The organism is uncultured Campylobacter sp. (genome assembly GCF_938039245.1).
GTDB lineage: Bacteria > Campylobacterota > Campylobacteria > Campylobacterales > Campylobacteraceae > Campylobacter_A.
The window spans coordinates 46,943-58,323 of the sequence record NZ_CALHVN010000025.1; the positions used below are offsets into that span (position 1 = coordinate 46,943).

General features: G+C 41.2%; 10 protein-coding genes. 6 read left to right on the forward strand and 4 right to left on the reverse strand.

Annotated features, from left to right (window positions below):
• Positions 1 to 76 precede the first annotated feature (76 nt).
• Positions 77 to 835 (forward strand): hypothetical protein, encoded by a 759-nt coding sequence (locus Q0218_RS04155; RefSeq protein WP_297966533.1) that lies wholly within the window; start codon positions 77 to 79, stop codon positions 833 to 835.
• 730 nt (positions 836 to 1,565) lie between these two features.
• Here the strand turns inward: Q0218_RS04155 and rfaQ are convergent.
• From rfaQ to waaC, 4 genes are read right to left on the reverse strand one after another with little or no spacing between them, the layout of a single operon-like run.
• Positions 1,566 to 2,654, reverse strand: a complete 1,089-nt coding sequence (rfaQ, locus tag Q0218_RS04160) for a putative lipopolysaccharide heptosyltransferase III (protein ID WP_297966536.1) — start codon at positions 2,652 to 2,654, stop codon at positions 1,566 to 1,568.
• Positions 2,651 to 3,415, reverse strand: coding sequence for a glycosyltransferase family 2 protein (locus Q0218_RS04165; RefSeq protein ID WP_297966539.1), 765 nt, complete (start codon positions 3,413 to 3,415; stop codon positions 2,651 to 2,653). The genes rfaQ and Q0218_RS04165 overlap by 4 nt, the downstream gene beginning before the upstream one ends.
• On the reverse strand, positions 3,409 to 4,302 hold the full coding sequence (locus tag Q0218_RS04170; RefSeq protein WP_297966542.1) for a lipid A biosynthesis lauroyl acyltransferase: 894 nt from the start codon (positions 4,300 to 4,302) through the stop codon (positions 3,409 to 3,411). The genes Q0218_RS04165 and Q0218_RS04170 overlap by 7 nt, the downstream gene beginning before the upstream one ends.
• Positions 4,295 to 5,281, reverse strand: coding sequence for a lipopolysaccharide heptosyltransferase I (waaC, locus tag Q0218_RS04175; protein WP_297966544.1), 987 nt, complete (start codon positions 5,279 to 5,281; stop codon positions 4,295 to 4,297). The genes Q0218_RS04170 and waaC overlap by 8 nt, the downstream gene beginning before the upstream one ends.
• Positions 5,282 to 5,344: 63 nt before the next feature.
• Here waaC and Q0218_RS04180 point away from each other — a divergent pair, with 63 nt between their 5' ends.
• From Q0218_RS04180 to Q0218_RS04200, 5 genes are read left to right on the forward strand one after another with little or no spacing between them, the layout of a single operon-like run.
• Positions 5,345 to 6,262 (forward strand): 3'-5' exonuclease, encoded by a 918-nt coding sequence (locus Q0218_RS04180; RefSeq protein ID WP_297966546.1) that lies wholly within the window; start codon positions 5,345 to 5,347, stop codon positions 6,260 to 6,262.
• 51 nt (positions 6,263 to 6,313) lie between these two features.
• Positions 6,314 to 7,372: an NAD-dependent epimerase gene (locus Q0218_RS04185; protein ID WP_297966549.1), complete on the forward strand. Its 1,059-nt coding sequence runs from the start codon at positions 6,314 to 6,316 to the stop codon at positions 7,370 to 7,372.
• Positions 7,369 to 8,283, forward strand: a complete 915-nt coding sequence (locus Q0218_RS04190; protein ID WP_297966552.1) for a DNA ligase — start codon at positions 7,369 to 7,371, stop codon at positions 8,281 to 8,283. Before Q0218_RS04185 ends, Q0218_RS04190 begins: the two co-directional genes overlap by 4 nt.
• 20 nt (positions 8,284 to 8,303) lie before the next feature.
• Positions 8,304 to 9,899 (forward strand): DUF262 domain-containing protein, encoded by a 1,596-nt coding sequence (locus tag Q0218_RS04195; protein ID WP_297966555.1) that lies wholly within the window; start codon positions 8,304 to 8,306, stop codon positions 9,897 to 9,899.
• Entirely contained in the window at positions 9,896 to 11,377 is a 1,482-nt protein-coding gene (locus tag Q0218_RS04200; RefSeq protein WP_297966559.1) for a hypothetical protein, read from the forward strand. Before Q0218_RS04195 ends, Q0218_RS04200 begins: the two co-directional genes overlap by 4 nt.
• The last annotated feature ends 4 nt before the right edge of the window (positions 11,378 to 11,381 follow it).

Consider the following 11,381-nt stretch of genomic DNA (forward strand, 5'->3'; position numbering starts at 1 on the left):
ATTTGAAAGGCGCGGAATAATGGGCTTAAATTCGCGCGGCGAGGTTTTTGCTCGCTTTGGCGTCTAAAGGATCGTGATGAAATTTCGCAAACTTAAATTTAAAATGATAGCCGCGGCGCTACTTCTAGCGGCGATACTTTGTGCCGCATTTATCCGTATAATCCCCGATTATTCCACTTCACGAGGCTTTGTGATAGTTTCTCTTTCCGACTACGACAAATACAAGCAAGGATACTGCCTCAAAGAGAATAGAATTTTACCCAAAGAGGAGCTGTATAAAAAAGTGGGAGGAGCATATTTAGATAATAATGTAAAATTATACCAAATGATCGATGCTTATAGGTTGAAAACCTTCGGTAGTCTTTGGTCCAGTAGATATGAGGTTGCATACTATGAATTAGAAAATATAAATTTATCGAATTGTTTTGAAGTATTAGAAAAATATTATCAAGAGGGAAAAACGACCGAGCAGATACTGATGAAAGAATTAAAAGCTAAAAAAACCGATCCTAAAAAATATCTAAAAATATCTCCGGATGGCGTAAGCCTGGGGCTTGATAGGCCGATAATTAGGATCGGCGGTGGTGATAAAGACGCTACAGGCACTTTGTTCCTTGATAAATTTGCTATATTTAACGGCAATTATATGCAATTTAACCATTCGGAGTATCTGTGCGATACAATAAAAAATTTTAATATTATCAAGAAATACTATAAAGAGAGAAAAAATGCTGTAGCGGGAATAGGAAAAGGTTTTAAATTTGATAACTGCGGGAATTTAAATTATCCGCTGGAAAAATATTATTTGGGCGGTAGAGATATAGAGAGGCGCTAAAAGTTTTATAATAAACTTTATTAAAATTTTGAAATAAAAAATTTAGGAGACTCAAGATCGATGAACGCAGAACAAAGATATAAATTTCACAGGGTAGCGAGATATTTGCTCGCTTAGCGGGTGGTTTTCTTGCTTGTTTGGCGGGCGGCGGGCGTGATTGGCTTAGTTTTGTAGGTAGGCAGCGGCTTTAATTTTGGCAGGTTTTGCCCTTGGATGGCGTGCCAAGAATCGCCGTTTTTATCGTAATATTTGCGATTTTGGCTTGCGCGCTGTTTTGGTATTTGTTTATCAGGTATAAAAACTTTAAGCCAAGCAAGCTGTTTGTAAAAAATCCGATCTTAGTTTGCTGCTTTTTGCGGTAGAAAATTTATCGCTCGGCGCTTTTTACGTCAGCTTTTTGGCGTGCTTGGCGGAGGGATATTTTTAGGGCGAGCAGGCTGCCAGCTGGAGCGTGGCGTTTGCATTTGCGTTCGCGCCCGTTTGTTTGATCGTTTTCGTGATCTCGTATGTGTTTAACGAAAAGAAAGCCTAGGCGTCAAATTTAAGCGCCCAAATTTATAAAATCAAGAAGGTCAAATTTGACGGCCAGCGTTCAAATCAAATTTGACTTTACAAAATTTGAGCCGATAAATTTAATCGCCAAATTTGACCAAAGCTACCAAATTTACCGCTCGCGGCTCAAATTTGCTCGTAAAATTTAGCCAAAGCGGCCGCATTTTACAAAGTACGCTTAGCTCTGGCTCAAATTTTCCCTGATTTTGCTTTTTATCGCCTCTAGCTCCTCGCCCTCAAATCTCATCAGCGTTCGCTCCACGCCGTGCTTTATCATCCCCTCTTTATCGCACGGCACGAAGTCCCAGTCCTTTTGAAACACCGCGTGCTTGCCCATAGTTTGGTTGCCGTTGCGCTGCGTGTAGCCGCTTTCGTTTAGATCGTTGTCCCACGGCCCCCACTCAAACGCTCCGCTAGGCCCAAACAGCGCGATCACGGGTACGTCGTTGGCCGCGGCTAGGTGCATGATCGCCGTATCTACGCCGATGAACATCGCAGAGTGCTTTGATAGCGCTGCGGTTTGTTTTAGGGTGAGTTTGCCGCCTAGATTTACGGGGCTAGAGGAGCACAGCGCCAGCACGTCGTCCAGCTTTTTTAGCTCGGCGTCGTTGTTATCGGCCGTTAGCACCACTCGCGCGCCCAGCCCCTCGCAAAAGTCGATGATATGCGCCATAGTTTCGTCATCCGCGCACTTAAACATCCAGCGGCTAGTTAGGTGCACGTGGATAAATTTAGGCGGTAAATTTAGATGTCTGATGCACTCTGGATCAAAATACACGCTAACTCGCTTGCCGCTAGGCTCAAGCCCGAGCGCGGCCAGGGCGTCTAGATTACGATCCACTGTGTGGCGCAGGCCGCCTATTTTAGGGGCTTTGTGCGTTATTATTTTATTTACGGTCTTGTTTTTACCCTCAAAGCCCACGATGGTTTTGATTTTAGCGTATTTGGCGACGATGATGCCGCGGTCGCCCGTCGTGGTCTGCACGGCGATGTCGTATTTTTGCTTTTTGATAGCGCGGATAAACTTTAGCTCGCGCCAAAGTCGTTTGAAAAAGCCGACCTCTTTTATATTTGCGCGGTCGTAAACGTGGATGTTTTGGATGTTCGGGTTGCCTTCGATCATCGCTTCCGTGCCCTTATTTAGCGCGAAATCTATCTGCGCGTCAGGGTAGATGCGGTGTAGGTTTTCGATGAGCGGAGTCGTGAGTAGCACGTCGCCGATGTTTCTAAATTTCATAACTAGGATTTTGATTTTTTTATCTTTCATTTTACGTACTTCCAAAATGTGTATTGCGCGTAAAGCCTTGCTATCACGTAGCCGCGCCAGCCCTCGCGCCAGCCGCCTTTTAGGAAAAATAGCTTAAAAAACGTCCACGCGGGATTTAAAACGGCCTTAAATTTGCTTGATTTTGCGCCGAGGCTTGAGTAGCGATTTTGTTTAGCGATAAACTGCTCGATGCTGTCGTAGGCGTAGTGCTTGAAGTGGTTTTTTAGCCTACCGATTTCATTTTTCAGAGCGGTTAAATTTGCGCCGTTTGCGGTGTTTGCTTGGATTTGTTCGCCCATTTTTGCCGCGCTTTTTAAAACGACCTTTTCGTGTATCTCGCGCCCGTCAAACTTCGCCAGTGTCCTATCAAAAAGCCTAACCGTGCAGTCCGGGTAAAGCCCCATAGTGCGCACTTCTTTGCCGAAAAAGATATTTGCGCGGGCTACCTCGTACGCGCAAAACTCGGGTCGCTGTAAAACCCGCAAAATTTCCTCCCTCAGCGGCTCTAAAATCACCTCGTCGCTATCTAGCACGAAAACCCAGCGATTACGCGCTAGATCCACGCCTAGCTGCTTTTGCGCGCCAAATCCTCGCCATTTTTCTTTGTGAAATTTGACGTTTTTAAACCCAGAGCAAATTTGCTCCGTAGCGTCCTGCGAGCCGCTATCGACCACGACGACTTCATCTGCAAATTCGCAGCTTTTTAGCACCTCGGCGAGATATTTTTCGCTGTTAAGCGTGAGGATAACGACGCTTAGCATTTATAAATTTCCTCGTTAAAATGCTTAAAGCGTTTGTGAAACCAAAAGTACTCGTCCGGCTTCTCGCGTACGGCGGCCTCGGTGGCGTCAGCTTGCGCTTGCGTGGCCTTTAGTACGGCTTCGTCTTTGTCAAAATCTCTAACGTCAATTGGCGGAAAAAAGCAAATTTCGCTGAGGTTTGCCCCTTTTTCGCGGATAAAGGCGGGAACGATGAGCGCGTCCGTTTTTTGCGCGAAAATGCTAACCGCAGGCGTATGCAGGACCTTTCGTCCGAAAAATTTGACCTCTACGCCCTCGTCTTTTGCGGTGTTTTGATCGACTAGGATACCGACTAATCGGCGCGCCTTAACCGCTTTTAAAATTTGCTTGGCGCCGCCCATTTTATCGATGAGCTCGATATCAAAGCGGGTGCGGTTCGCCTCCAAAATGCGCTGCATGACCGCACTATCAAGCGCGCGTCCGACGATGCTAACGCCTCCAAATTTCGCCGCCATCGCCAGCGAAAAGAGCTCCCACTGCCCGTAGTGCGCGGTTTGCACGATGATCGGGCGGCCCGATGCGAGCGCGTTTTGAAAGATTTGCTCGTTTTTAAATTCGACCTTTTCTAGGATTTTTTCCTTGCTCGCGTTTTGGTTTTTTATAAAATTTACCGCAAATTTGGCGTAGTTTTGGTACGTGTCTTTGATGATTTGCTCTTTTTGCTCGGCCGTTAGCTCGCCCGCATAGGCGAAATTTAGATTTGCTCTGATGATTTTTGTGTGTTTGGCGTCAAATTTATAAAACAAAAACGCGATGAAATTTAAAAATGGATCAAGCAAAAACGCGGGCGTAACGGTAAAGATAAATTTAAAAAATCTATAAAGCCAAAGGTAAAATAAATCACGCATCAAGTAGCCTTTTTGCCGCGTTTGCGATAGTCTGCGGCGCTATATCTCGCACGCAAAAGTCGCTTTTGTCTATCTTTTTTGCGTCTATTTTTTTGCCTGCGTCTATGGTCAAATTTGCGGGCGTCGCGTAGGCGTTTCGCTCTGCTGGTCGGTTGCCAAAAAGCGTGATAGAGGGGCGATTTTGCGCCCAGGCGATATGCGTCACGCCGCTATCGTTGCCGATAACAAGGTCGCAGGACGAGATAAAATTTACAAGCTCTTTTAGGCTCAAATTTAGAGTTTTTGCGTTTGAGTTTTTTATCAAATTTAGAGCCTTTTTTTTCTCTTTTTCGCCGTTAAAGCAGACGAAAATTTCATTTTGCGAATCGTCTAGCAGCGCGATAACATCGCCAAATTTATCGTAAATTTTACTCGGTTCGCTAGCAAAGGGTGCTATCAAAATTTTCTTTTTTGAGCTATCAAATTTACTTTGAGAAGCACTAAAACAAGGCTGTTTGGCTAAAATCTCATCCTCGCTAAAGCTAAACCCCAGAGCAAAAGCCGTAAGGCCCAAATTTCGCAATATGATATTTTGGGCGTAGTCGCAGTTAAATTTATGCCCGTAAAACAGTGCCGCGAGTGGCTCTTTCACGCTAAATTTATCAAATCCGTAGCTATTTTTGCCAAGAAGCTTCGCAACCGCGGCGGATTTGAGAAGTCCTTGCAGGTCGATGACGTAGTCAAATTTGCCCTCCTGCTTAGCAGACGCGATCAGCTCCAAGCTTTTTTTGTATTCGCCGTTTTTTAGCGGTAGCGATACGACGCGCGAAATTTGCGGACAAAGGAATAAAATCTCGCTAAATTTAGCGTCGGCAAACCACGTTATTGTCGCTTTTGGCAAGTACTTTTTGATAAACTGCAAAATGACTACCGCGTGGACGATGTCGCCCAGGGCGGAGAGCTTGATAACGGCGATGTTTGGGGCTGGGTTTTTATTCATTTATCGCTTTTATAAAGATTTTTAGCTATCATTTTAGGCAAAAATAGCTAAAAAAGGTTTGAAATGGCTAAAAATTATATCTGCGTTTTTGACTGCGAGACGGTGCCAGACACCGCGCTTTTGCGTAAAATTTACGGCTTTGAGGGAAGCGATGCGGAGGTGGCGAGGCAGGCGTTTGCCGCGCAAAAAGCAGCAAGCGGAAGCGAGTTTTTACCCGTGATGTTTCACCGCGTCGTGGCAATTTCAGCTGTGATGGCGGACGAGTACGGTAAATTTTTGCGCGTAAGCACGATGAAAGGCGCAAACGAGCGCGAAATCCTAAATAAATTTATCGGCTTCGTAAACTCGCACAACCCGCGCCTAGTTAGCTTTAACGGGCGCGGCTTTGATCTGCCGATGATTTTAACGCGCGCGATGAGGTATAACGTCTCGTTTCCGAGCTTTTACGAGGTCGAAAACAAGGAGCTTGGCAAAGGCAAATGGGACGGCAACTACCGCGACAGGTACAGCGGCAAATTTCACTTCGATTTGCTCGATCACGTGAGCGAGTTTGGCTCCGTGCGCGGGCTAAAGCTCGATACGCTCTGCGCTAGCTTAAATTTGCCCGGCAAATACGACGTGCACGGCGATCAGGTGATGGAGCTATTTTTTGACGGCAAGATAGATAAGATCAACGAATACTGCGAAAGCGACGTGCTAAATACCTACTGGCTATTCCTAAAATACGAGCTTTTGCGCGGAAATTTGACGCTGGACGATTACGCGGACGATATCTCGGTGATGAGCGAGTGGCTCGCAGCAAACTGCGCTCAGATGGGCTATACGCCGGTTTTTTGCGAGGCGGTCGATCGCGAGCTGGTGCGCCTTGAAACGCAAAACTACGAGGATGAGCCCGAACTCGGAGAAGACGACGAGCAGGCCGGGGTAGAGGAGTACTACACCGAAGAAAATATGCCCGAGATAAATTTAGACGAGCAGTGAGAACGGGCGCAAAAATACGCTAAAATAGCGTCAAATCACAAAGGAAAAAACATGAAAATTTTAGTAACCGGAACGGCGGGATTTATCGGATTTCACTTGGCAAACGCCCTTGCAAAAAGAGGCGACGAGGTCGTCGGATACGACGTGATAAACGACTACTACGACGTAAATTTAAAGCTTGCGCGCCTAAAAACGGCTGGCTTTGAGACAAGCGAGATCAAGCAAGGCAAGCTGATAAGCTCAAAAACACAGCCTAATTTAAAATTTATAAAAGCCGATCTAGCCGATACAGAGATGATGAAAGAGCTTTTTGAGAAGGAAAAATTTGACGTAGTGGTAAATTTAGCGGCGCAAGCGGGCGTTCGCTACTCGCTCATAAATCCGCAAGCCTACATCGACAGCAACGTCACGGGCTTTATGAACATCCTTGAATGCTGCCGCCACAACCAAACTAAAAATCTGGTCTACGCAAGCTCGAGCTCGGTCTACGGACTAAACGAAAATATGCCGTTTTCTACGCACGAGGGCGTAAATCACCCCATCAGCCTCTACGCCGCGACCAAAAAAAGCAACGAAATGATGGCGCATACGTATTCGCATCTATTTGGCGTGCCGACTACGGGGCTGCGATTTTTCACAGTTTACGGCCCATGGGGACGCCCTGATATGGCGCTGTTTTTGTTCGTCGACGCCGCGCTAAAGGGCAAGAAAATCGACGTCTTTAACTACGGCAAGATGAAGCGCGACTTTACCTACGTGGACGACATCGTAAAGGGCATCATAAAATGCGTCGATAACCCCGCAAAACCAAACCCCGTGTGGGATGCGAAGCACCCTGATCCAGCCACCTCAAGCGCACCGTTTAAGGTCTATAATATCGGCAACAATAGCCCCGTCGAGCTCATGGACTACATCAAGGCCGTCGAGCTAAAAATCGGTCGCGAGATAGAGAAAAACTTCCTCCCGCTGCAAGCCGGCGACGTACCTGCGACCTTTGCGGACGTTAGCGATCTGGTAGCGGACTTTGAGTATAAGCCCGCAACTAGCGTAAACGATGGGGTGGCTAGGTTTATCGAGTGGTACTGCGAGTTTTACGGGGTTAAAATTTGAGATTTTTCGCGCTCTTGCTGGCTGCCTTTTTAAATTTAGCTTTGGCGGCGCAGGATTTTGCTTTGCAGCCTGAAAAATTTTCGGCGCAGGGCGAAAATCTAAGTAGCGCCGCAAGTGCAGATGCTGATAAAAACGCTAAATTTGAGCTTTTAAAGCTTAGCGAATACAAAGGCCAAAACGTCGGCGGCTGGCTAGCTAGCGAGAAGCTTGACGGCGTGCGCGCCTACTGGGACGGGCGAAATTTGCGTTCGCGAAACGGTAAAATTTTAGCCGCGCCAGAGGCTTGGAGCGCGCATTTTCCGCCATTTGCGCTTGACGGCGAGCTTTACACCGCGCGGGGCGAATTTGAAAAAATACAATCGATCGTGATGGATAAAACGCCTAGCGTCGCGGCGTGGAGCGAGGTTAAATTTTGCGTTTTCGATGTGCCAGAAGCTAGCGGCGGACTTTTAAAGCGCCTTAGCGAGCTTGAAAAATTTATCGCAAAAAACCCGCAAGCGGGGCAAAATTTAAAGATAATCAAGCAGGTAAAAGTAAAAGATAACGCCGAATTTGAGGCGTTTACCGAGCAGATCGTCGCAAAAGGCGGCGAGGGCGCGGTCGCGCGAGAACCAAACGCGCCCTACGAGCGAAAACGAAGCAAAAACGCGCTGAAATACAAAAAATTTAAAGACGCCGAGTGCGTGGTGGTCGCACATAAGGTGGGGCAGGGCAAATTTAGCAGGCTTCTTGGCTCGGTCGTTTGCGAAAATTTAAGCGATAAAAAACGCTTTAAAATAGGCTCTGGTTTTAGTGACAAAGAGCGCGCAAACCCACCAAAGATCGGCTCGGTCATAACATATAAATATCAAAATTTAACGGCAAAAGGGCTTCCGAGATTTCCCGTATTTTTGCGGGTCAGGGAGGACTAGACAAACTTAAAGGAGACAAAATGGCACTTAATCTAAATGCAGAGCAGAAATCTATTTTAAATATTTTTGCTAACGTGGAATATTTAATTCCTAACTATCAACGTCCATATTCTTGGGATGAGCAAAATTGTCAAATTTTATGGGATGATTTGTTTAATGTTTTTGAAGATAGTTCTATGGGTAACGAAAAGGATGATGGATACTTTTTAGGAAATATAGTTTTAGCCAGAGGCAATGACAACAAAGGATATTGTGAGGTTATAGATGGGCAACAGCGTCTTATTACTATTGTGTTGTTAGCGAAGGCATTATCCTTATATGATGATAAAAATACAGCATTAGAGAATATTTTATGGGCTAAAAATAGAAGAGACGAAAGTGATAAGAAACAACGAGTAAAGACGGCTGTTTTTGAGGAGTCTGATAATGATAATCTTAAAGAATGTTTAGAAATAGAAGATATAAATTTTGATAATAAAAAATCAAAATTTCATGCAAATATTACATATTTTCTATCTGAGCTTAAAAAACAACGTGATAAATTTGATTTGCAACAGTTTATAGATTTTTTACTAGATAAAGTATTTCTTTTGCCAATAGAGACAAAGGAAAGCACTCAAGATAAAGCTAGAAATAGCGCATTAACGATATTTGAAACCATTAACAATAGGGGACTTGATCTATCTGATGCCGATATATTTAAAGCACAAATTTATAGTGCCGCTATTAACATATCCAAGCAAGATGATTTTATAGAGCGATGGAATGAGATGGCAAAAAGATGTGATGCTATAAATTATAAAATAGATGATGTATTTCGTGTTTATATGCATATAATTCGTGGAAAAAATGCGGATATAAAGGTTGAAAAGAGTTTAAGGGTCTTTTTTGCAACTGATGGTGAATATACAAAGGCATTGAAAAAGCAAAATTATAGTGAAATTATGAGCGATTTAGAGAAAATAGTTTTATGTGTAGAGTATTATTGTATTTTATTGAAAAAGCCAAGTAGTGATACGGACAAAGAAATTTCTAAGTGGCTTGAAATTATTAATGTATATTCAAATAATATCCCAAAAATAGCAATCTTTATATATCTGTTTAAAAATATACAAGAAGATAACTTGCCTAATAAAAACATAGATGATTTTATATTATATATTAAAAATTTAATTAGATATGTATATAAAATGGGTGCAACAACTACCGTAAAATTTGAGATATATAAAGTAATAAAAGATACTATGGATGGTTATTCGCATGAATATGAAATGCCAAATAATAATGAATTGGAATTTTATGGTAAGTTAAAAAAGGGATTTTTACTTATATATTTATATGAAAGATGGGGGCAGGGATTGATTTCTGAATATTTTATTGATAGTATTGGTGATGATCCAAGAAATATCGGCAATTACTTAGTTGTTGATCGTTTATCATATCTTAGTAGAAAAAAAAGCATTCATTCTAGGCAACAAGCTTTTAGAAAATCCTCAATTATAGAATTAAAAGAATATATAGTAGATAAGATAGAGAATTGGGATGAAAGTTTGATGATAAATAGGGAAAAAGAGATAAAAGCAACCATAGATAATTTTTTAAGGAATAAAGAGTGAAAATAAAAGAATTAGAGATTAATAATTTTAAATTTCATAAAAAAAGTTGTTTTAATGCGAATAGTAAAAATATAATTCTTTTTGGAGAAAATGGAAGTGGAAAAAGCTCGTTGTATTATGCTTTGCATACTATACATAAAATTCTTATTCAGGACAATGATTGCGATTTTTGTAAAAAACTTGACCATAATAATCCAAATGAAAATTTATGTAACCACAATGAAAAAGATGATGCTGTATTAAATTTAACTTTTGATAATGGCGGTTCTATAAAAATTTCAAAGGACGGCATAGATAATTTGAGCATAATAGATGTAACATCTGCTAAATTTATGCATTTTATCAATCATAATAAATTGCTAAAAATATTAGAGGGTAATTTTTATGATATTTTAAAGAAATACTTTGTAGAAAAATTTGATTTATTTAGTGAACTTAATATAGAAGTTAATGAATTTAAAAATGATAGCTCAAAAATAAATACAGAAGATATTAATAAAAAGTTGATGGATAGCTTAAATAAATTAGAGAATTTAATCAATGATGGTCTAAATAAAATTCAAGGTGATTTAAAAATCTCGTTTGAGATAGAAGAGATATTTCTCATAGAGATACCTGCTGATGGAAGAGCAATATTAAATGAGCCCAAGATTAATATTAAAATAAATGAATTTAAGGACTTTAAATTTAGAATAAATGAGGCTAGATTAAAGCTAATTTCTATAATGATGTTTTTTGTGTCAATTAAAGAAGAGAAGTTGCCTCAGGACAATCCAAATATACTAAAACTAATAGTGCTAGATGATATTTTGCTTAGTATGGATATGGTAAATAGAACAAAGATTATTGATTATATATTGGATAATTTTAGTGATTATCAGGTTTTTATATTTACTCACGACATATTCTTTCTAAATCACTTACAAAAGCGTATTATGCATCATTGCAAAAAAGAGCAGATATGTCAAACTGATTGGAATTTGATTTTTATGTATGCTGTGAATAATGATAATAACGTATTGTTTAATTATTCAGATAATAGCTTTTTAGAGAAAGCAATAAAACAGTTAAATGAGTGCAAACTGGATGAATGTGGCAATAACTTGCGTAAAGAGTTAGAGAGTATGGTTTGTAAAATGCAGATTGATTTTTGCATTGGACGTGATGGAAAACTACATAATATGATGAATAATTTTTTAGAATTGCAATATAAAAGTATTTTTCTTGAACCACATAAATTGATATTAGATATTAAAAATAAATTGAATGTAAATAATCCCAATGAAAGCAAGATTAATGATATAATATGCCAACAAGAGAAAAATTTACAAGGAATTAATAAACTACTGCATAATTTGATATGGCATAAAGATATTGTTGGTAATGCATCTTCTCATGCTGCAATTTCTCCACAATTTCAGAATGATTTTTCTAATGCTATAAAAGACATAGAAGATATAAAGAATTATTTAAAATAAGGAT